This is a genomic window from Neobacillus rhizosphaerae (assembly GCF_937468385.1).
GTDB lineage: Bacteria > Bacillota > Bacilli > Bacillales > Cytobacillaceae > Neobacillus > Neobacillus rhizosphaerae.
Map to the genome: position 1 here is coordinate 534,689 of NZ_CALBWS010000001.1, position 21,489 is coordinate 556,177.

At 37.4% G+C, this 21,489-nt stretch carries 26 protein-coding genes; 7 read left to right on the top strand and 19 right to left on the bottom strand.

From position 1 onward, the window contains the following. Positions 1–49 precede the first annotated feature (49 nt). Both M5A78_RS02555 and M5A78_RS02560 read left to right on the top strand, forming a co-directional pair. On the top strand, positions 50–1,264 hold the full coding sequence (locus M5A78_RS02555) for a nucleotidyltransferase (RefSeq protein WP_248733696.1): 1,215 nt from the start codon (positions 50–52) through the stop codon (positions 1,262–1,264). Positions 1,265–1,738: 474 nt separating this feature from the next. After that, positions 1,739–2,020: a transposase gene (locus M5A78_RS02560; protein ID WP_264760430.1), complete on the top strand. Its 282-nt coding sequence runs from the start codon at positions 1,739–1,741 to the stop codon at positions 2,018–2,020. 233 nt (positions 2,021–2,253) lie between these two features. On the opposite strand, the gene M5A78_RS02565 is transcribed toward M5A78_RS02560, so the two are convergent. Then, positions 2,254–3,273, bottom strand: coding sequence for a SepM family pheromone-processing serine protease (locus M5A78_RS02565; RefSeq protein ID WP_248733697.1), 1,020 nt, complete (start codon positions 3,271–3,273; stop codon positions 2,254–2,256). 8 nt (positions 3,274–3,281) lie between these two features. After that, positions 3,282–4,061, bottom strand: a complete 780-nt coding sequence (locus tag M5A78_RS02570) for a patatin-like phospholipase family protein (RefSeq protein ID WP_248733698.1) — start codon at positions 4,059–4,061, stop codon at positions 3,282–3,284. 364 nt (positions 4,062–4,425) lie between these two features. Here M5A78_RS02570 and ylbJ point away from each other — a divergent pair, with 364 nt between their 5' ends. Beyond that, positions 4,426–5,640, top strand: coding sequence for a sporulation integral membrane protein YlbJ (gene ylbJ, locus M5A78_RS02575; RefSeq protein WP_248733699.1), 1,215 nt, complete (start codon positions 4,426–4,428; stop codon positions 5,638–5,640). Between the two features lie 26 nt (positions 5,641–5,666). Here ylbJ and coaD read toward each other — a convergent pair whose 3' ends face one another. Continuing rightward, complete coding sequence (gene coaD / locus M5A78_RS02580) at positions 5,667–6,149, bottom strand: pantetheine-phosphate adenylyltransferase (RefSeq protein ID WP_248733700.1); 483 nt, start codon at positions 6,147–6,149, stop codon at positions 5,667–5,669. Between the two features lie 20 nt (positions 6,150–6,169). After that, positions 6,170–6,724 carry a 16S rRNA (guanine(966)-N(2))-methyltransferase RsmD gene (gene rsmD / locus M5A78_RS02585; protein ID WP_248733701.1) on the bottom strand — a complete coding sequence of 185 codons (555 nt, stop codon included), beginning with the start codon at positions 6,722–6,724 and terminating at the stop codon, positions 6,170–6,172. Positions 6,725–7,110: 386 nt separating this feature from the next. On the opposite strand from rsmD, the gene M5A78_RS02590 reads away from it, so the two are divergent. After that, the gene (locus tag M5A78_RS02590; RefSeq protein ID WP_248733702.1) at positions 7,111–7,500 is read left to right on the top strand and encodes a DUF7147 family protein; all 390 of its coding nucleotides are present in this window, start codon (positions 7,111–7,113) and stop codon (positions 7,498–7,500) included. A gap of 27 nt (positions 7,501–7,527) precedes the next feature. Here the strand turns inward: M5A78_RS02590 and M5A78_RS02595 are convergent, their stop codons facing one another. The 5 genes from M5A78_RS02595 to M5A78_RS02615 all read right to left on the bottom strand — a co-directional run bounded on the left by M5A78_RS02595 (position 7,528) and on the right by M5A78_RS02615 (position 9,696). Further along, positions 7,528–7,803, bottom strand: coding sequence for a YlbG family protein (locus M5A78_RS02595; protein WP_248733703.1), 276 nt, complete (start codon positions 7,801–7,803; stop codon positions 7,528–7,530). A gap of 153 nt (positions 7,804–7,956) precedes the next feature. Then, a complete protein-coding gene (locus M5A78_RS02600) occupies positions 7,957–8,394 on the bottom strand; it encodes a YlbF family regulator (RefSeq protein WP_248733704.1) in 438 nt (145 codons plus the stop codon). A 63-nt stretch (positions 8,395–8,457) separates the two neighbouring features. Next, the gene (locus M5A78_RS02605; RefSeq protein ID WP_248733705.1) at positions 8,458–8,904 is read right to left on the bottom strand and encodes a hypothetical protein; all 447 of its coding nucleotides are present in this window, start codon (positions 8,902–8,904) and stop codon (positions 8,458–8,460) included. Between the two features lie 105 nt (positions 8,905–9,009). Then, on the bottom strand, positions 9,010–9,249 hold the full coding sequence (locus M5A78_RS02610; RefSeq protein ID WP_248733706.1) for a YlbE-like family protein: 240 nt from the start codon (positions 9,247–9,249) through the stop codon (positions 9,010–9,012). A gap of 18 nt (positions 9,250–9,267) precedes the next feature. Next, entirely contained in the window at positions 9,268–9,696 is a 429-nt protein-coding gene (locus M5A78_RS02615) for a YlbD family protein (RefSeq protein ID WP_248733707.1), read from the bottom strand. Between the two features lie 148 nt (positions 9,697–9,844). Here M5A78_RS02615 and M5A78_RS02620 point away from each other — a divergent pair, with 148 nt between their 5' ends. Together M5A78_RS02620 and M5A78_RS02625 are read left to right on the top strand one after the other, a co-directional pair. Further along, positions 9,845–10,324, top strand: a complete 480-nt coding sequence (locus M5A78_RS02620; protein ID WP_248733708.1) for a PaaI family thioesterase — start codon at positions 9,845–9,847, stop codon at positions 10,322–10,324. A gap of 76 nt (positions 10,325–10,400) precedes the next feature. Next, on the top strand, positions 10,401–10,760 hold the full coding sequence (locus M5A78_RS02625; RefSeq protein WP_248733709.1) for a hypothetical protein: 360 nt from the start codon (positions 10,401–10,403) through the stop codon (positions 10,758–10,760). Positions 10,761–10,819: 59 nt separating this feature from the next. On the opposite strand, the gene M5A78_RS02630 is transcribed toward M5A78_RS02625, so the two are convergent. After that, positions 10,820–11,878 carry a CAP domain-containing protein gene (locus M5A78_RS02630; RefSeq protein ID WP_248733710.1) on the bottom strand — a complete coding sequence of 353 codons (1,059 nt, stop codon included), beginning with the start codon at positions 11,876–11,878 and terminating at the stop codon, positions 10,820–10,822. A gap of 190 nt (positions 11,879–12,068) precedes the next feature. Then, a complete protein-coding gene (locus tag M5A78_RS02635; RefSeq protein WP_248733711.1) occupies positions 12,069–12,503 on the bottom strand; it encodes a CBS domain-containing protein in 435 nt (144 codons plus the stop codon). Positions 12,504–12,692: 189 nt separating this feature from the next. Between M5A78_RS02635 and M5A78_RS02640 the strand changes: the two genes are divergently transcribed. Next, a complete protein-coding gene (locus M5A78_RS02640; protein ID WP_248733750.1) occupies positions 12,693–13,052 on the top strand; it encodes a YugN family protein in 360 nt (119 codons plus the stop codon). Between the two features lie 54 nt (positions 13,053–13,106). Here M5A78_RS02640 and M5A78_RS02645 read toward each other — a convergent pair whose 3' ends face one another. The 8 genes from M5A78_RS02645 to cyoE form a co-directional block, all read right to left on the bottom strand. Further along, the gene (locus M5A78_RS02645; RefSeq protein WP_248733712.1) at positions 13,107–14,285 is read right to left on the bottom strand and encodes a GNAT family N-acetyltransferase; all 1,179 of its coding nucleotides are present in this window, start codon (positions 14,283–14,285) and stop codon (positions 13,107–13,109) included. Between the two features lie 115 nt (positions 14,286–14,400). Continuing rightward, positions 14,401–14,865, bottom strand: coding sequence for a DUF420 domain-containing protein (locus M5A78_RS02650; RefSeq protein ID WP_248733713.1), 465 nt, complete (start codon positions 14,863–14,865; stop codon positions 14,401–14,403). 265 nt (positions 14,866–15,130) lie between these two features. After that, on the bottom strand, positions 15,131–16,036 hold the full coding sequence (ctaG, locus tag M5A78_RS02655) for a cytochrome c oxidase assembly factor CtaG (protein WP_248733714.1): 906 nt from the start codon (positions 16,034–16,036) through the stop codon (positions 15,131–15,133). Between the two features lie 130 nt (positions 16,037–16,166). Next, positions 16,167–16,502 carry a cytochrome c oxidase subunit IVB gene (ctaF, locus tag M5A78_RS02660; RefSeq protein WP_248733715.1) on the bottom strand — a complete coding sequence of 112 codons (336 nt, stop codon included), beginning with the start codon at positions 16,500–16,502 and terminating at the stop codon, positions 16,167–16,169. A 4-nt stretch (positions 16,503–16,506) separates the two neighbouring features. After that, positions 16,507–17,136, bottom strand: a complete 630-nt coding sequence (locus tag M5A78_RS02665; protein WP_248733716.1) for a cytochrome (ubi)quinol oxidase subunit III — start codon at positions 17,134–17,136, stop codon at positions 16,507–16,509. Then, positions 17,136–19,004, bottom strand: a complete 1,869-nt coding sequence (gene ctaD / locus M5A78_RS02670) for a cytochrome c oxidase subunit I (protein ID WP_248733717.1) — start codon at positions 19,002–19,004, stop codon at positions 17,136–17,138. The genes M5A78_RS02665 and ctaD overlap by 1 nt, the downstream gene beginning before the upstream one ends. 31 nt (positions 19,005–19,035) lie before the next feature. Further along, a complete protein-coding gene (coxB, locus tag M5A78_RS02675; protein ID WP_248733718.1) occupies positions 19,036–20,097 on the bottom strand; it encodes a cytochrome c oxidase subunit II in 1,062 nt (353 codons plus the stop codon). Positions 20,098–20,203: 106 nt separating this feature from the next. Further along, the gene (gene cyoE, locus M5A78_RS02680; protein ID WP_248733719.1) at positions 20,204–21,142 is read right to left on the bottom strand and encodes a heme o synthase; all 939 of its coding nucleotides are present in this window, start codon (positions 21,140–21,142) and stop codon (positions 20,204–20,206) included. Between the last annotated feature and the right edge of the window lie 347 nt (positions 21,143–21,489).

The following is a 21,489-nucleotide window of genomic DNA, read 5'->3' on the forward strand; positions in this document are numbered from 1 at the left end:
TTTAAAATTTTGCTATAATGATAATAGTTTTTAACTGAGGAGAGAGAAAATGAAAGCTGTTGGCTTAATTGTCGAATATAACCCTTTTCACAATGGACATGCTTACCATTTAAAGGCTTCAAAGGAAGCTGCAGAGGCCGATGTTGTCATTGCGGTCATGAGCGGGAATTTTTTGCAGAGAGGAGAACCTGCTCTTGTTTCGAAATGGTATCGGACTAAGATGGCGTTATTAAATGGCGCCGATATCGTTTTTGAACTTCCCTACCGCTTTGCTACTCAGAAGGCTGAAACGTTTGCAAATGGAGCCGTGTCGATTTTAGATGCAGCCCTTTGTGAAACTTTATGCTTTGGAAGTGAGAGCGGTGATATTTCTGCTTTTTTTCAAACCATCGATTACCTAGAACAGCAGCAAAGTTCATTCGATGAAAATATCAAACGATTCATCGGTACTGGTGTAAGTTACCCAAAAGCGTTAGCACTCTCTTTTCAACAATTATCAGATTCAGAAAATTTTTTGGATCTAGCAAAGCCAAATAATATTCTTGGATTTCAATACATAAAAGCCCTAAAACAGCAAAAGAGCAAAGTCAAACCGATAACGGTGCCACGAAAAAATGCTGACTATCACGATGAGCATTTTTCATCCGAAACGATTGCGAGTGCGACGAGTATCCGAAAAGCCATATTCTCAGGCGAAGATGGCAATACGGAAATTGACCAATATGTACCTGAGTCAACCAAACAATTATTAAAAAAATATTTACACCATTATCATGTTTTTCATCAATGGGAAAATTATTGGGGCTACCTTCAATTCCGGCTAATCCATTCCAGTCCTGAAGAGCTAAGGGAAATTTACGAAGTGGAAGAAGGTCTTGAGTACAGATTACTAGCTGCAGCTCTGGAGTCCAATAACTTTCTTGAATTTATGCAAAAAATAAAAACGAAACGTTATACATGGACAAGGCTTCAAAGATTATGCGTTCATATTTTGACAAATACAAAAAAGGCTGAAATGGCTGGAAATCTAGAAAAAGCCTCATATTTAAGACTTTTAGGAATGACAACAAGAGGAAAAAGCTACTTAAATAAGATAAAAAAGGATATCAGCCTTCCACTCATTTCTAAACTATCTTCCTTTAAGGGAAAGGAGATATTACTTGATGTTAAAGCGGCACGTGTATATTCCCTTGGTGTTCCTAATCATTTAAAAAATGAAATGATTAAGCAGGAATTTCAACAACCTCCAATCTTTATTAAATAAAAAAGATGATGCCTCCGCACCATCAGGCTGTCGAAAAACTTTCGACAGCCTTTATTTTTTTATGCTACTTTAACATTTCACTGCGTTAATTTATTATAATATTGTTAATGCGACATGTCTGTTGATTTGCGCTCCAGGCGCTTAGCTTTCCGCGGGCGTGCCGGGGAGCCTCCTCGGCGCTAATGCGGCCTGCGCGGTCTCCCCTGCCCCGTACTCCCGCAGGAGTCTTCGCGCCTTCCGCTCCAATCAACAGGTGTAAATTCAATAATGTCCTCACACAACCAAAAAAATAAAAAAATAAGTGGCGAAATCTATGTTTAAACCAAGAGAATCTTCCCAAAGTGAATATGAATTTGTGTCTATTGATGAATTAGTTCCTGATCCCATTTAAAGGCAAATGAAAATAAGCATAATTACACGAGAGAAGAAGTTGAAGTAGAAACTCGTGAATACTTTGATGAATTAAACAAGGCTATTGAAGAGGATAGAATAAAGCATGGAAAAAAGCCATTAAAGAAAAAGGTAAGGTTAAATCGCTTATCTAAATTGGGAAAATTGCTTTATATATTTAGAAAGGAAAAAATTGATCGAAGCTTCGCAGACTCAAAAGAGCTGCATGGCCTTCGCTACTGCCGATTACAGGGATTAAAGAATGCAAGTGAACAGGCTCTCCTTACAGCAGCCTGCCAAAATATAAAAAAGATTGCGACACACTTAGCCAGGTTAGAAAAAGTGTGTGGCAATTCTTTAGGTTGATTTGCCACCCTGTTGATTGGGAGCGGAGGGCACTCGACTCCTGCGGGATAGAGAGGTTTCGGGAGACCCCGCAGGCGCCTATAGCGCCGAGGAGGCTCCCGGACCTCCCCGCGGAAAGCGGGTGCCCGGAGCGGAAATTAACAGGCCAGTTAGCAGGGCCAATCCATTATTAAAAGATTGCCGAGAAATATACCCTTTCTCCACAATCTGATGATGCCTCCGCACCATCTTTTTTATTTTTTCGGCAGCTTTTCTAAATAATTTACAGCGTCATCAAAGGTATCAATAGGAATAATTTTCATTTTTGTTTTTATGTCTCGAGCGGTCTTTACTGCGGCCCGGTAGTTAGAATTTTTGACACCTTTTTCATTCGGAGCTAAAAAGATTTCAGCACCTGCCTTGTCGGCTGCGACAATTTTTTGTTCAATTCCACCGATAGGTCCTACTGTACCATCAACTTCAATTGTACCTGTTCCAGCAATTTGGTAACCTTTTGTTAAATCTTCTTTCGTTAACTGGTTATAGATTTCCAAAGTAAACATAAGCCCTGCAGATGGCCCGCCGATTTCATCAGTCTTCACCTTAACTTTTGGATTAACAATAATTTCTTTGTCGTCCACTAGTGAAATCCCGATTCCAACTCTTTTAGGATCCTCTTTAAATGGCTGAAGTCTTAAGGTCTCTGTTTTGGTAACATTTTTTCTTAAATAAGTGAATGTGACCTGTTCACCAGCTGTTTTTCTGCTAAGATAATCAATAAATTTTTCCGAGGAAGGGAATTGGTGCCCATCCACTTTAAAAATTCGATCTCCAGCCTGAAGTTTCCCTTCCGCCGGCATTCCTGGAACTACCTGTACCACATAGATCCCTTTATATTTGTACTGAACCGGCAACCCTGCTTTACGATAGGCAACATCGATCGCATTAAGTTTTGATCCAGCCATTAGGTGAAGCTGTCTTGCATTATACTCTTCCTGAGTTTCTTTTTTATATAAGATCCTTTCCAATGGATAAAGTTCTTCATATTTACTCAGCTTCGCCTCTAAATAGGAGTAAATATTTGCTCTCCCCATTCTAACCGTTGTAAGCATAAAATTCCCTTCATCTTTATAGCCGTCTTCAACCGATATAATTGGTCCAAGTTCTTTTGCCATTCCCGGTTTTGAAACATAATAAGGCAGTGAATAATACATTCCCCCAATAAAAAGAAGGGCAATCAAAAGTACGGAGCCTAGGTATATTTTTTTTCGCATTGCTAAAGTTACCCCTTCCACTGTTCAATAACGGTTTCTATTTCCTTTAGATGTTTTTTGGTTTCTTCCAAACCAATGTTGATAATTTCTTCAATATTTGTGAAGGCTCGGGAACTATAATTTTCAACTGGGGGACGTATCATAACGTCAGCAGTCATCTCCCTACTGTTGATTATTTCCGTTTGCATAATGTCAATGCTTTGCATGATGACATCGTAAATAGAGGTAATTTCGGCGTTACGTTTCACCATTGATACATCTACTGCGATAACCATATCAGCGCCCATTTCTTTGGCAACAGATACAGGAACTCGGGAGGTTACACCACCATCCACAAAGATTCTTCCCTTATATTTTTCCGGCACAAAAATCCCAGGGATAGAAATGCTTGCTCTTACTGCCTCAGCGACTGGACCCTTTTGGAAGACAACTTTTTCCCCTGTCAATAAATCGGTTGCAACAATACCGATTGGTATGGATAATTCCTCAATGTTTTTCCCATGAGTAAAGACCTTAATAAATTCCTTTACTTTTTTCCCAGAGATTAAGCCCATTTTCGGAACAGTAAAATCCAAAAAGTACTTTCTTTTAAAGGCGGTTGATAATTTATATAACCGTTCTAAGTCAATACCTGCCCCGTAAAAACTAGCTACAAGTGCCCCCATGCTGCTGCCGGCAATCAAATGAATAGGAATTCCGGCGTCTTTTAATGCCATGATGACACCTAAATGAGCAAACCCACGTGCACCGCCTGACCCAAGCGCCAAGCCTATTTTCGGGTGCCCCATATTTGTACCTCCTATTTAAACCTGATAGAATTTTTCACTTTTAAAAAGAGAAATCTTGTTCAATCATATGGTCTAAATTGACGTTCTATGAGTATATTTGTTTTATATGGGACAAGTAGAAAAGCAGAAGCATCATACCCAAGCCATATAGGAATTTAAGTCGATAGGAAAGTGAAATGCTGACAGAGACTTAGTCGTCCATAATGGATGAAGAAAGCGGTGGCTTTCTATAGCCCAGCCCCTTTACGCTTTGAATAGACAAGGCGTTTTGAAATTCTCGAAAGAATATTTTCTATTTTAACACTCAACTATTTGATTTGCACAGTTTGAACTAGACGATCCTCTTGGAAGGAGGCCTCCTTTATTGTTTCGGTCAAAACTAAAAACAATCTTCTTATCGATATCCATCACTATTTTAGCAGCTTCACTCATTTCTTACCCACAAGAGTCATTTGATGCTTCTATCCGAGGATTAAATATGTGGTGGGAAATTGTCTTTCCCTCGCTATTACCTTTTTTTATTGTCTCTGAAATGTTAATTGGTTTTGGGGTTGTCAAATTTATCGGTGTGTTATTGGAGCCATTAATGAGGCCCCTTTTTAAGGTGCCTGGTGTGGGGGGGTTTGTTTGGGCAATGGGAATGGCCTCTGGGTTCCCAGCTGGCGCAAAGTTCACAGCAAGATTACGCCAAGAGGGACATTTGACACAAATTGAGGCAGAAAGGCTCGTTTCATTTACCAATTCCTCGAATCCCTTGTTTATCTTTGGAGCCGTTTCAGTAGGCTTTTTCTATAATGCTCATTTAGGGGTTATCCTTGCCCTAGCCCATTATTTAGGGAATATTTGTGTTGGAATATTCATGCGCTTCTACGGAAATGAATCACCTGAAAAAAGGATTGAGGAAAGAAAAAAATTCAAAATTAGATCTGCCATTTCGACTCTGCATCAAACAAGACTAAAAGACAATCGCCCCATCGGTAAGCTTCTTGGTGATGCTGTCAATTCATCGATTCAAACCCTATTAATGGTCGGAGGATTTATAATTTTATTCTCAGTGATTAACAAATTACTTTACCATTTACATATAACAGCGACTCTCGCAAAAACAGTTGAGGTGCTACTATCCTCAATATCATTCCCGGAAATGTTGAGCATCCCGTTTATTTCAGGTTTATTTGAAATCACATTGGGAAGCCAACTAACAAGTCAGGTTCAGGATGCTACCCTCTTACAAAAAGCAATGATTACAAGTTTTATCCTCGCTTTTAGTGGTTTTAGTGTCCAGGCACAAGTTGCCAGTATCCTTGCGCAAACAGATATTAGATTTAAACCATTTTTTATTGCAAGAATTTTTCACGGTATGTTTGCAAGCTTGTTTGCACTACTTCTCTGGAAACCTGTGTATTTAGGTTTTCATAGTAAAGAACAGCCTTCTAATGCCCTCCCTGTTGGTTTTTTTGAAGAGGGGTCTTGGGCGAATCATTTTTACCATAAAATGATTGAGACTGGACCTATCATTACCATTTTTTCACTCCTAGTGTATGTAGTAATTTTGTTTTATAGATTAAAAAAGAGCTAAGCATTTGCTTAGCTCTCAATAATTTTCTAACCCTTAAACTTTTTTTTCAATTCTTTTTCAACAATTGGTGGGACAAGTGTTGATATATTCCCATTGTATTTAGCTACTTCTTTGACAATGCTGGAACTTAAGAATGAATACTGGTTGTTAGTCATAATGAAAAAAGTTTCAATATCCTCATTTAGAACACGGTTCATCGAGGTAATTTGCATTTCGTATTCAAAGTCGGAAACGGCCCTTAAGCCACGTATTATCGCATTCGCATTAACAGCTTTAGCATAATCAACAAGTAAACCTGAATGCTCATCTACCTTTACATTGGTAAGATCTTTTGTTACTTCTTTAATAAGGTTGATTCGCTCTTCAACGCTGAATAACGGATTTTTTGATGAATTGTTCATCACACTCACATAGACCATATCAAATACCTTTGCACCCCTTCTGATGATATCTAAATGGCCATATGTAATTGGATCAAAGCTCCCAGGACAAACGGCTATTCTAGCCACATTTACTCCCCCCTTAATTTTCAGCTGTTCCTCGAATAAATCGTCACAGCAATAATTCCATACTTTTCGTGTTTCGTTTGCGTAAACCGCCCCGCAATTTGCGGTAATATCACGTCAAAACTATGTTCACAAACAACTATTCCATCCGTTTTCACTAATTCTGCCTGATCCATCTTTTCCATCAAACTGACAAGTTTTTCATTTTTATAGGGGGGGTCCAAAAATATGTAATCGAAGGATATTCCCCTTTTAATAAGAGCCTTAAGTGCTCTATCTGCATCATTACGATAAACCTCAGTTTTCTTCTCAAACTTACAGGCATTAATATTTTCGTGGATCACTTGAATAGCTTTTGGATCACGGTCAACAAAAATTACCTGATCCAATCCACGGCTTAGTGCTTCCAAACCTAATCCACCACTTCCGGCAAAAAGATCTAAACCGATCCCACCGTCAAAATAGGGTCCAATCATATTGAATAATGCTTCTTTGACCTTATCCGTTGTCGGACGGGTTGAATTTCCCGGAACTGCCTTAAGGGGTCTTCCCTTACAAATACCTGATACTACTCTCACTTACATATCACCACATTTTTTTAAAATCCATTTTCTTTATACATCCTATCATAATTTGCAAAAAGTAGACAAATCAGTTGAGTCATTTCTCATTCATCAATTTCTTTTTACAAATTGTAACAAATTTATTAAAAGTACGTATAAGGTCTAGGGTTGTGGAAATAATGTAATTAACAACATCAATTCGAGGATGTTGTTGCCAACCGCGGAGAAGACTTACGTTTCCCCATAAGTTCTTCCTCCGGTTTCTCCTCTCCCTTTGCCTTCTATCCTTTATGAGGATGTGGAAGGACCCTGCAGAATTTCTGCAGGGTTTTTTTTATTTAAAATACTGCAAATAAGTGACAAAGTATGGATAAATTCGAATTGAAAAAGGGGAGTTATCATTGATACAGCGTTTTATTGAACTAGGAGACGGGTATTCAGATTTATATGAGTTAATAGAGCTTGCAAAGGCTAATCAGCACCGACTCCAACACATGATGGCTTTACACACGAAGATTGATAATAAGGAAGTGACCTCCTTGGTCGTAATTTTTGAGCCAACCGACCCTGGGAAGTTTCAAGCCCTTTATATTTGTCGGGAGGGCATTCCGAACCCAAATTTTTTACCGAATAAGAGGTATGACCTTTTTGCGCAAACGGCTAATGAAATCGGGAAAAAAATACATGAATTTTCTGTAAAACCATCGACAACTTTTCATGAAAAAGATCTTTTCTATCAGCATTTAATCGGCATCCTAAGGCTTAATCATTATATCCTTCCACTACAATAAAAAGGTGGGGCATATTTGCCCCACCTTTTAAATGCCCATTTTATAATCATATTCCTTCGCTTTATCTGGTGCTGAATTCTCATACTCCATTCTTAAGAATGGTTTATATGAAGGTTCTACTTTTTTAACAAAGGAAAAGGAATTTAACTTTTCCATGATTCTTTCCACTTCCTCTTGATTACAATACAAGACGACATATTTCAGCTTTTTCGAAACATAATGGACATTTCCGAAACGCCTTAGCATTTTAGCTTGTTTTAAAGAATAAAGCCAAACAACTAATCCTTGTCTCTGAACAAACATAATTTTTTCCCCTTCAGCTAAACCATCATTTTAGATAAGTCTAGCATATTAAAACATTCCTTTTCAATTTAAACTTTTCTGCGTTCCGACATCAAATAAGATAACAACTGCTATAACAAAAAAATCAGCTTGTAATAAGCTGATTTTTTATCTTCATCCACAGCTACAACTTCCCCCGCCGCCACAACCGCTGCCGTGACCAGCATCAAAAAATGGGTTCCCCGTAGGTACTTTTATATGTTTGGAAACTGCTCCACCCAACATCATGCTGATTTCATCTAAAAGGCTTTGCAAATCATTTTCTGCCAATTTGAACTCTGCAACTCGCGGATCTAGATCCATTTCTCGTTTATATTCACGGATTTCAGACATGACCCTTTTATAATCAGGATGGTATTTCCCAAACCTTTGGACCTCTTCGTAAAGATCTTTTAGGCTGACAAAACGATTAATTTTTCGCTGTGTCTCCTTGTTATTTTGCATTTTATATAAACAAATTTGGTATTGTTCGGCTATATCGGATTCGAGGACCATCTTAGCTAATCTTTCCGCATCCTCCAGCAATTCAATACTTTCTAACGTAGCTAGCACTTACGCCCACCTCCGTGAACATTTTACCATGAATGCATGTTGAAAGCGAAAGATTTACTTTTATTAGGGGATATTTACCATAAATTCTTTTGCTAATCCATACGACTCATTATTTAACTTTACAACTTCAAGCTTCAATTTATGGCTTCCAGCTGGAAGACCTTTAATAATAAATGCTGCAGAATCGACCTCGAAATTTCTCTTTCCATCAACCCAAACCACCAATTTCCCAACTTTTTGTTTGGTACGATCTGTTTCGCGAAAGCTAATCCCAGTCACAATACATTCCACCAAAACCTGCTTATCATTTATTTTGTGATGTACATATAAAGTAGGAATTTCTTTTAAATTCTGATTATAAACTGGGATAGTTTCTGTTTGTATTTTCCTTTGTTGTTTAACTAGCACTATTTTCGATTTTGTTTCAGGATTGGACACATCCTTCAGGCATCCTGTAGCAATTCCTATCATTAAAAATATAAGAGCTGTATTTGGAATTATCCTCTTCAACTCACTCACTCCTTTGTCTGTATTGTTCGCCTCCTTTTTCTTTTTTAGTCTATTTCAATTGTGGACAATAAAAAAATGCCACATCAATAACAATGTGGTCATTTGTTAGTTTTGATTTTTCATTGCCTGAAACATTTGATACATCATGTTGGCCATTTGAACACCACTAGAAAACTTTTCAACCTTGTCAGGAATCGTTTTCTTATAATGATGTAAGGAAGCAATTTCAAGTGATTGGATATCATATGGATTTCTTGACAGCTTCCGATACCAGTGCGGCTGTTCCCGAACAAATTGCTTTAGGTCCTTCTGATTTTCTAAATACTCAAATACCTCTCTTCGCATCGGTTAATGTTCCCTTCGTTAGTCTTTTCTAAATAAAAATGGATTCTTAGGCCCTTCGATCGGTTTTACAGGTCCTGCAGTTGGATTACTTCCTTGAAATTGTGCGATAACACCTTGGATGGCTCCTAAAGCCTGACTTAGATTATTAATATGGTTTTGCATTTGATTAGGATCCATTTTCTTAACCATCCCCATAATATTGGACATCCAATCTCCCTGGGACTCTTTGTTTTTTTCAGGTTCAGAATCCGATTCTGAACCTGATTCTGAATCCGGTTCTGAACCAATTGTTTCCCAACGTTTATCCTCTTCTCCTAATAAATACCAATCCTCATATAATTCCTGCCAGGTCGACTTCCCTTTCCTTACTTCTTGAATAATTTTCGGATTATCTCTGACAAACTCTTTGAATTTTTGTACGGATGGGTGCAATTTTTTTTGTGTCATGTTTCTCACCTCTGCCCATATTCATCCCAATAATACAATATGATAAACAGTTAGAAATGTGATAACCACAAATCAAGTGAAAATATTTATTAATATGCCCTTAAATGGTAAGATGTCAAAAGAAAAAGAAATGAAAGAGGGAAACAGGATGAAAGATGAATTGCGTCAATTATTAGAATCATGTATCGAAAATGGGACAGATGATGACCTAAACGCCCTTAGCACTCTCATAAAAGGTGTCCAAAAGAAGATAACTTATAAGAGAAGCACTTTCATTGATGGGATTCTTCATATGGAAAGGACATTTGATAAAGATACTTGTGAAATTTCAATCCCCATTAATCCAATTATTAATAATAATCTAAATATCGTTCATGGCGGGATTACAGCGACAGTTCTCGACACAGCTATGGGCAGCTTAGCTAATTACCTGCTACCTGAAGGTTTTGGAGCTGTTACAAATCAGCTCAATATCCATTACATTGCTCCGGGTATAGGTGATTCACTACGGTGTAAAGCAGAAGTCGTTCATCAAGGAAGTAAGACGCTGGTTATATCTGGAGAAGCCTTTCGCAGTGATGGAAAAAAAATCGCCTATGCAACAGGGACTTTTTTCATCATAAAGTGAAAACATCAATCAGTAGAGGGATTACTGCACATTAATGTGGGATAAATAAATAATAAATGGAGGAGTCTGATCAAAGATGGTCACCGCCATTGTTATACCAATCATTGTTTTATACTTTTATTGGCTAACTAAAAAAGAAATGAAAGAGCATGACAAGAAATGGCTTGCTTGCGGGAATGTACAGCAAGAAGCCGTTCTAATAGGGGAGATAATAAGCCTTACTGAAGAGAAGCAGCGTTTTTATTATCACCGATACATATTCGTACAAACCTTAAAACTTAAAACGGCGGCGAAATTAATCACTGCGAAAAAGGTAACCCCTATCACCAAAAATATGAAAATTGAGCCATTTAATGTAGGAGAGGTCATTCGTTTGTATGGTAGCTGGGAGGGAACCAAATTTTTCTTTAATGGTTATGTTGGAGAAAAGTCATGATAGGTGTTTATAGAGATTGAAAATTTGAAAAGAGGTGACAAACTGAGTGTCACCTCTTTTTACTGTTCAACTTTTTGAATAAAATTTTGTGTATAGTACTTTTGAAAAACACCAACACCTAGATGGGTAAAATCCTTATTTAATAAGGAGTCTCGGTGCCCCTTACTATTTAACCAGCCTTCAACTACAGCAGGTCCATCTGTATAATTTGCCGCGATATTTTCGCCTGCAGCAACGTATGCGACGTTTGCTGTCTTTAATCGATTTGCAAGGTCGCCGAATTTCGTTGATGTGTGAGAAAACTCCTTATTTTCAAACATATCTTTACTATGCCCAAAGGCCGCTTCAGCAGTATTATCATCCCATTCCAATGGCTTTAGTTTATGCCTTATACGCAAAACATTTGTGATATCAAAAATCTCCAGTGCTGAATCGTTTTCAATTTCTTTCCACATATCTTCGCTAGGTACAGGTGGTACTATTAACTCACCAGTATAATCAAGTTCATAAGGTCTCTGCTTAATCAATGTTTCTGCATTAAGGAAACGCACACTTGAAAGGTTTCCAGTAAACTTATCGATATAAAGCTGAACAAAAACATCACCTATATGAACCATAGGTCTTAGATTTAAATCTGTATCATTCAGTTCAAAACGATAGGAATTTCCATTTAACCTTAAATTAATATCTGTATCAATAAATTGCGTATTAAAGATTTCCTCCACCGGCTGTCCGATTTCAAACGGAGCAATGTCGAGATTTTCGCCAGCAGCAAAAATCGTCACAACCTGCTTATTTTCAACGCCCACCTGGAGATAATGGGAATAGTCCAGATTATAAATATACCATTGGTAACCATACATTGATTCATCAATACGCATTGGTTTGCCGAGTTCTTTTTCTAGGGATATGACGTCTTGACCAATTAATAAAGCCAATCCCTCTTTAGGTTTTTCTGTGACCGCCTTTTTACTTGGCTTATTATCAGGCACTTGTGGCAGCTGCTTCATTTCTGATGTATGATCTTCCTTAATCAAAACATTACTATCATTTTTGTCATTTATACTTACATAAAAGCCAATTGTTAAGAAAACAACTGAAAGTATCAGAATTCTCATTAGCGTACTCAGAGGCTAACATCCTCTCTATTACTTTTTCTATCATTATAATGGATAAAATTATTATATCACCAATAACTTGATTCGTAATAGTTATTATCGAAAATGTCTGAAAAGTTAACAATATATAAATAAAAACAGGTACATTGTGTACCTGTCTTAACGAACAATTCTATTTCCTATATAATAATTATTGTTGAATCCCGTTATAGTTTTGCTCAGAAATTTCTGTTAACGCCTCTTTTGCCTGGTCATCGGTTAATTCACTTATTGCAAAATCACCAAGTGAAACAATTCCAATTAACCTACTTTCCTCAACTACAGGTAATCGGCGAATTTGGTGCTTAGCCATTAATTTTGCAGCATCTTTACTTGTAGTATCAGGTGAAACCGTAATCATGTCATGACTCATGATTTCCCCAACCTTTGATGAACCTGGGTGCTTTTCAGCAACACCCCTTATGACAATATCTCGGTCTGTTATCATTCCAATCAATTTATCTTGGTCAACAATCGGGATGGCTCCAACATTTAATTCTTTCATCTTTAAAGCGACTTCATACATATTATCTAATAATGTACAGCATTCAACCTCATCAGTCATAATATCACGAATTGTTTCCATCCTATCGGCCTCCAGGAAATTTTTTTCTATTAACACCTTAATAGCTTTTCCATTCGCTATTGTATTATTCGACAAATGAATTCATTGCAAGTTGAAACATTTTCAACTATTATTAAAATGAATTATACTTGCTGTAATATCATTAAAGGAACATAGGGGTACTGGCATTGTTTTTAGGAGGGATTAATGATGAAATTTGAGAATACGGGTATTGAAAAATTAAAAGCTGAATTAAACCGTTTAGATGAGGTAATGGAGGCTCACGGATTAGTTCGGGCAGGTCAATGGGACTATGAGCGTGTTACATACGACCGCAAGTTTGAAATGAAGGACGAAATATTTTACCTTCGTGTTCAAGGCTATGCATTAGAAGGCGACGTGGATACATTTAAGGCAACGATTCAGTTAATGACACCACTTTTAGGTAAGCATTATTATCCACATGGCGTCGAATATGGTGAAGGTGAAAACTTCCCTGCTTCCCTTGTGAATTCATGTGAAAAAATTCTTGAGGATGTTAAAGAAGAAGTTAGCAAGTTTGCTCTATAAACACAGAAAAGACGTATGAATTCCTTTTTTCATACGTCTTTTCTTATCTTCTTTTTAGAAAAAGTCATAAAATGATGATTTTATATTTGGAACCATTCTTTCGAGTTTATCTATTTCTTGCCGAGTGCCTTTTAAGAAACCCATATCATAGAGCTCAAGTGGTCTTTTATATCCAAAGATTATCGCTGAAAGGTCATTGATTGTTAACTGGATTCCCTTTTGTGGTGGATGAACACACTGACTGCCTATTTTTTCTCTAAATGCCCTCACTTGACCATTTCCTCCGACAAGATAGCTCCCCTCATTCCAAGCCGCAAACGGATCCACTAGATGAAGAAATAACGGCTCTGATTCCAAATTAAATGAAAATTTATTCAAACACTTCTCAGCATCCACAATCCTCGCCATGAAATAGGGGTAAACTTCGGTCTTAAATTTTGGCTGTTGAAGGAAATAAGGAAATGGATCATGAATAGACAGGCTGATTGTTACACTTTCCACCATGGAATCGTGCTGACAAATGAAATTCCAAAGTCCGCCTCTTGCTTCATGATCAAGAACTGCCATCTCCTGAACTTCCATCTTTCTTTTCTTCACATTGTAGAGAATATAACCCCTTGCCTCGTGTGATACATTGTAATATACAGCAATGTGCGAATCATCATCATATACATGTTCTTTCCACCAATTAGTATCACGTACAAGCATCCCTGAAAAGTTGTCACAATACTTGCTATAGACATTTTCAATATGCTCCTGATGGCTTTCCTTTGAATACCTTTTTATTGAACCTGGCATATGACTTAGAAATTTAAGATTGCTTTTTTCAATGGTTATCTTTTTATTATCACTTAAAATTTCCCAGCCGAATTTCCGATAAAAAGCAAAATCGAATGGAGCAAGCAAGGAAACAATCTGCCCATCCTCATACATTTTTTTTAAAGACTCTATCATTAATGATTTAACATAACCACTTCGTCGGAATTCAGGATAAGTAGCAACTCCAGCGATACCACCCATGCTCCACTCTTCACCATACATAAATACCTGAAGGGAAATAATATGTAATTTTGCGGCAAGCTGATCTTGTTCCCAAATACCTAGCACTTTATGATTTTTTAACTTTTTATGTCTAGCTGGAATTTCATCCTCGGGAATCTTATATTGGAAGGCATACTCTGATAGCTTCATTGCTTCAGGATAATTTTCTTCAGTTAGAATTTTAATCTCCACGTTATTTCCTCCTCTTTGAAAACTAATATGAAATTAATATTTAATAAAAATAGGAAGATTCTGATAAATAGAGTTAAAATAAAAGCGCCTTATTAGGCACCCTTATCCTATAATCCTATAATCCTAGAATAGCTTTGATTACAGACGTTGTCTCTCCGCCTTTGTAGAAAACGTATAATAAAAGATAGACAGCCACTCCTGTAATCGCTGTAAAGAACCAAATGAAACTCGTTATAGGGCCAAGCTTGCGGTGTTTGGACAGATTATTTTTATAACCTGTTTGTAAAGAAACAATCCCGAATACCGCTCCAATCGTAGCTAATGTAATATGAAAAATTAAAAAGATGGTGTAATAGATTTTGATATCATCTGGACCACCGAATGAGGTATTCCCGATAAAAATTGTTCTAGAAGCATAAATGATGAAAAAGATAAGAGCGAAAATAGCCGCAAAAAACATCGTTTTTTTGTGGGCATCAATTTTTCTTTGTTTTATTTGCCACCAGCCAATAGCAACAGTAATAGCACTTAAAACAATGAATGATGTACTAATCGTTGGTAAAATCGGTATAGAGTTCATAAATATATCCTTTCTTTTATAGGGTCTATAATTATATTAGTGTAGTTCTCTACCTTTTTCAATTAATTCCTATTCTGTGGAAAAAGGCGGAGCCGTGTCACCTTAACTAGCATAGTAAAAATATTTTTTCACTTTGAATTGGAGTCAGCTAAGCACTAATCACACGACTAAATTTTGCTAGACTCCAATTCATTTCCATGATTGGGTTAGGAGTTGAACCTTATATTAGTTTTTCTTCTAAAAAAACTCCCAAATGAATGGGAGTTTATTCTGCGGGTGTTGGGTTTAAAATATGTTCCATTTCATTTTCTGACTCTTCTTGGTCTTTGCGATACCATTCAAAAAACACTTGTCCTAAAACTACGGCGTAAATGATTTCCTGAATAATTTTCATTACTACCCCACCTAGTCGTTGGTCATCAACCACTGGCATCGAACTAAATAGCTCTGGTCCACTTAGATTCAAATTGGAAAATGTCGATGTACCCACACACAAACTCATTACTTTACCCCAAACATTTGGGTCATAATAGGTTGCATACATTGGCGTATCAGAAAAAATAATCAGTGCACAAGCAGGTGTCAACAGCATTCCGTTTGCAAATAAATAAGCTACTTTTTTTATCCCAGTCAATGGTCGATATTCAGGAAGCGGGCTAAGTAGTGACCACCACATAAAAACAGCTGCAGCAAATAAAAGAGCTGAGTACCCTCCATGGTAAAACCGATTTTGCATAACATGATCAAAAATAATCGGAATATGGTAAAAAGAAAATAAACCATTAAATAATAGGATCGCTACCACAGGCTTCGTAAAAAGATTAAATATGGTTTTAATTATCCTTAAATTAAGAATACTTCTCCAAAGCCAGGCAGGAATCCCCATAATAAATAGTGGTGGAATTAATAATACTAAGACCACCATTGTAATTCCATGGATATAAAACATTAGATGCCCCATTAAATCCAGCGGTGACCCCTTTATGGCGTACAAAAGAACCATTGAAGTGAGAAAGTATGTAGCTTGTTTTAGGGATAGATTCTCACTTTCCCGAAACTTAGTCCTAAATTTTACGGTTATGAGAAAATAAGCTACTGTTACTGCTAGTATAAAAAATAAAAAATACGGGCTCCAAAGGGCTTCAAATCCAAAAATACTTAATGTAAGCACCTCAATATCACCTCGATAAATAATGAAAGAATTATACTTCTATTATACCCATCCTCAAAACTGTAAGCAAAGGAATGAGATGGATTAAGTTCAAAAAGAAAATCGGCTTTTAGCCGATTTTCTTTTACTATTACCACCAAACAATGGTAAGAAATGCCAATATCCCGGTTAATCCAACAAACAATCCCGAAAATAGGAATAGGGTTGGTGCCTCATGCCCCTTATGGCTCATATGCATAAAATAAAACAATTGGAAAATCACTTGAACGACAGCTAAAAGAAGTATAAACGGCATCGTAAACCATGCGGTAAAATCCTTCATCGCCACTGAGGCAAAAGCAACTAATGTTAAGAAAATCATTAACGAAAATGAAATAACTTGATATCTCATTTCTTCCGCATTTTTTCGGCGGCGATATTCAATGTCAACACTAGGGTTACCTGAATTTAATTGTTGATTTGTCATCAGCCTATCCCACCATTCCCATTAAATAAACTACTGTAAAGATGAACACCCACACCACGTCGATAAAGTGCCAGTAAAGACTTGCAACATAGAACTTTGGAGCATTGTAAAGATTTAAACCGCGTTTAGAGTTTCGGATCATTAAAGACAAGATCCAAGACAAACCAAAGGCAACGTGAGCACCGTGGAAACCAACTAATGTATAGAAGGCCGATCCAAACGCGCTACTTGTAAAGGTATGCTTATACACATGTACATAATGATTAAACTCATAAACTTCAAGCCCCAAGAACCCTGCTCCAAGTAATACAGTTAGTCCAAGCCATAGCATCATTTTTTTGAATGCAAAATTTTTCATATGGTACATGGCGTATACACTTGTTAATGAGCTTGTTAAGAGAAGCATTGTGGCAACAAATGTTAATGGTAATTCAAATAAATCCTTTGCTAAATGCTGGCTCGTATCTGGAACCTTATCTTTTAATGCAAGATATGTGGCAAAGAGAGAGGCGAATAATACTGTCTCTCCCCCTAAGAATAACCAAAAACCTAAAAATTTATTTTTTGCCTCAAGGGTTGCTTTCTCAGGCGCTGCAGGCCATTTTTCATAGGTCATTTTTTCTTCAGCGTGCATTATGCCTTAACCCCCTTATCACTTTCATCAACTAAGTCTTCTTTATGAATATGGAAACCATGGTCATCTTTAACGGAACGTAAGAACATCGATCCAAATGTCACGAGTAATCCCAATATGAGTACTGCCATTCCCCATGAATGATCTCGATGATACATGGCACCAAAAGCTGCAATAAATAATCCCAATGAAATCATAAATGGTATGAACGATGAATTTGGCATATGAATATCACCAAGAGGTTCAGCAGGTGTCATACCTTTTTTGCCTGCCATCTTTTCTAGCCAGTAAGCATCTAAACCGCGCACTAGTGGCAGTTGCTTAAAGTTATAGAACGGCGGTGGTGACGGAATTGCCCACTCAAGAGATCTTCCATCTCCCCATGGATCATTTCCAACCTTAACATTTTTCACTGATGTCATAATAATGTTATAGAGCATTATAAGGACACCAATTGACATAAATGCGGCACCAACTGAACTTACCGCGTTCGCAGCATCAAACCCTTGCCCTGGCAGATAAGTGAACACACGTCGCGGCATTCCCCAAAGACCTAAGAAGTGCTGGATAAAGAATGTTAAATGGAAGCCAATAAAGAAGAACCAGAAAGTAATCTTTCCTAACGTTTCATTTAACATCGTACCAAACATTTTCGGCCACCAAAGATGCGTCGCTGCAAGAATTGCCAGCACAACTCCACCAACAATTACATAGTGGAAGTGAGCAACGACAAAATACGTATCATGATATTGGTAATCCGCTGCCGCAGTGGCAACCATGACCCCAGTTACTCCTCCCATTACAAATGATGGAATAAAACCAAAAGCATAATACATTGGAGTGGTGAACTTAACACTGCCGCCCCACATTGTAAATAGCCAGTTGAAAATCTTAATACCCGTTGGTACACCAATGGCCATTGTGGCAACTGCGAAAATAGCATTGGCAACGGGACCTAAACCAGCTGTGAACATATGGTGAGCCCATACCATGAATCCTAAGAAACCGATTAATACGGTTGCAAATACCATGGATGAATAACCGAAAAGGCGTTTTCTTGAGAACAATGAGAAAATTTCCGAAAAAATACCGAACGCTGGAAGAATCAGAATATAAACTTCCGGGTGTCCAAAAATCCAGAAAAGATGTTCCCAAATAATAGTATTACCACCCATTGCCACTTCAAAGAAATTCGCTCCAAACAAACGGTCAAACATCATTAATGTTAAACCAACTGTTAATGGTGGGAATGCAAATAAAATCATCGCTGAAGCAACAAATGTTGACCATGTAAACAATGGCATTCTCATATACGTCATACCAGGTGCGCGCATATTAATAATCGTAACCAGGAAGTTAATCCCACCAATCAGTGTTCCAATCCCGGATATCTGTAAACCTAAAACATAAAAATCAACCCCGTGCCCCTTTGAATGGATAGCAAGTGATGCATAAGAGGTCCAACCGGCGTCAGGTGCACCGCCCAAAAACCATGAAAGGTTAAGGAATACACCACCAAAGAAAAATAACCAAAATCCTAGCGCATTTATAAACGGAAACGCAACGTCACGAGCGCCAATCTGAAGTGGCATGACCGCATTCATAAAGGCAAACAAAAGTGGCATAGCGGCTAAGAAAATCATGGTAGTTCCGTGCATAGTAATAATCTCATTAAACGCCCCAGCACTGACAAAATCATTATTTGGTATTGCAAGTTGGATACGGATAAATACTGCTTCAAGTCCACCAACTACGAAGAAAAATCCACCTGCAATAAGATATAGGATGGCAATTTTTTTATGGTCAACTGTTGTTAAAAAGTCCCATAGCGTTGCGCCAAATCCCTTTTTTTGAGCAATGGTACTCACAATTTTACCTCCCTTTCAACCAATTCCCCTATTATTCCTGAACCTTTAAGCCCATTAAATATTCTGCTAACGCATCAAGCTGCTGATCTGACATTTTAGGGTATTTACCTGTCATCAAGTTACCTGGTTTATAGGTTTCAGGATTACTAATCCATTCTTTTAATTTTTCTTTATTATGATCTAAAATACCAGCTACACGAGATCGGTCACCAAAGTTGGTTAAGTTAGGTGCCGTACGCGCTGTTTCAGGCATTTTGTTTTCCGATGTTACAGCATGACAACCGATACAGCTTTGATTAAATAGTTCCTGACCTTGAACAGCTAAATCGCCTTGTGCTTTTTGCGGTTCTTTGATCCCCTGCATCGCTGTAACCCATGCATCAAATTTATCACGGCTGATGGCTTTTACTTTAAAATCCATTAACGCATGTGATGGACCACAAAGCTCAGCACATTTTCCGTAAAAGAGATTTCCTGCTTCATTTGCACGCTTGTCATCAAACTCTAACCAAAATTTATTAATGTTATCGGTATTCGTATCCAATTTACCGCCAACGGCTGGAATCCAGAATGAATGTTTAATATCCATAGATTTTAAATTGAAATACACCTTTTCATTTGTCGGTACAACCAGCTCTTGACTGGTTACTAGCTTTTGGCCGGGATACTCAAAATCCCACCAATATAAATGAGAGCGAACATTAATAGTAAGCACCTTGGAGTTTTTCTTCTCCATCGGTGAAACGTCTGCAAGGTGAAAGGTTGTAGCCACAGTTGGAACAGCAAGGATTAAAAGTAAAAGAATTGGAATCACAGTCCAAATAATTTCTAATTTGTGACTTCCCTCCACCTGTTTCGGAATACTTTCATCCTTTCTTCTAAAGCGGAAAAAAATGATTATGAAAATGATCATTACCACTACGATAACCCCAACCATTACAAACGTACTTAGCTTCATTAAATCATATTGCATGTCTGCAACTTCACCGGCTGGTCTTAACGCAGAAACAAATCGTTCACCACTGCATCCGGAGAGTACCAGCGCTAAAATCGCGAATAACGATATCAAACGCCATTTTGCAAGCCTTTTCATGCTTAATCAAACCCCTCTTTCACTTATAAATTCTTAATATTTTTGTTTGATCAAAGAAGTATGTAGTTGATTCTTTCCTAAACCTGAAAAGAATCGTCAGACAAAACTAAATTAAGGTAACAATAACCATTGCCACAAAAATAATAGTTAAATATTGCAAAGAATAAACAAACATTAATTTTGCCCACTTTATGTCATCTTTGATCCTGTATCCATAAATCCCTAATGCCAGCCAGCCGATATTTAATATGGTTGCTAGGATTAGAAATGGGATTCCTAATTTGGTAAGAAAAAACGGGATTGGCAAGAGCAGCGCAACCCAGACTATGATGTGGATTTTCGTTGTCTTAAATCCCTTCACTACAGGTAGCATTGGGACTCCCGCCGCCCTGTATTCATTTACTCGCCTCATAGCTAGTGCATAAAAATGAGGAGGCTGCCAAACAAACATAAGTACAAACAATGCCCATGCCATGATATCAAGATTTGCATCTACTGCTGCCCAGCCGATTAGTGGCGGTACAGCCCCTGAGATACTTCCAATAATTGTGTTAGAAACCAATTGCCGCTTAGACCACAAGGTGTATAAGCAAACATAACTAAAAACTCCAAGCAGTCCAATTACTGTTGCAGTCATGGTCGTAAAGAATAAAAAGAGTGTTCCCAATCCAATAAGTAAAATACCTAAGACTAGGACTTTCGAAGGCAGTATTTTCCCAGTTACCGTAGGTCTACTCTTCGTTCTTTCCATTAAATGATCAATATCTCGGTCAACATAATTATTGATTGCACAAGAACCGGCAATGATAAGCGAGGAACCTGCTACAGTAAAAAATATGATATCCAAATTATCTAGAAAGCTTTGACCGGAAAAATGAAGGGCGAGCCATAAACCAGTGAAGGTGGTAATCAAATTAGAATTTACAATTCCAATTTTGATGAGAGCCATAAAGTCTTTCCAATCCGAGGTTTTTTCTATATTCGATTGCAGGCTTGAGGCGCCATTTTCTATGGCCGCTTCTCCGTAAGCCTTAGAGTTAGACATATTTTTTCCTCCTAGTCCTTAATAACAAATATTCACCATTTGAGTCCTATCAATACCTCAATATTCTATACCTTTTATCATTGAAGAATAATGTTAAGTAGTTCTTCTATTTTTTTCAGCTGATACAAATAATCTTTTTTTAAAACGCAGTGATTTTCTAAAACACTTTCTCTGTATATTAAATCACACTTTTTGATATTTTTGTGAACTTTTTTTGAATAATTTTTAACTAAATTGTGACAAGGTTCATATATGGACCAATTACTTTACATTTTCCAACAAATGTTATTCCTATTAATATTAATTATTTCTTTAATGTTTAATTAATACAAGAGTTAAACGCTATA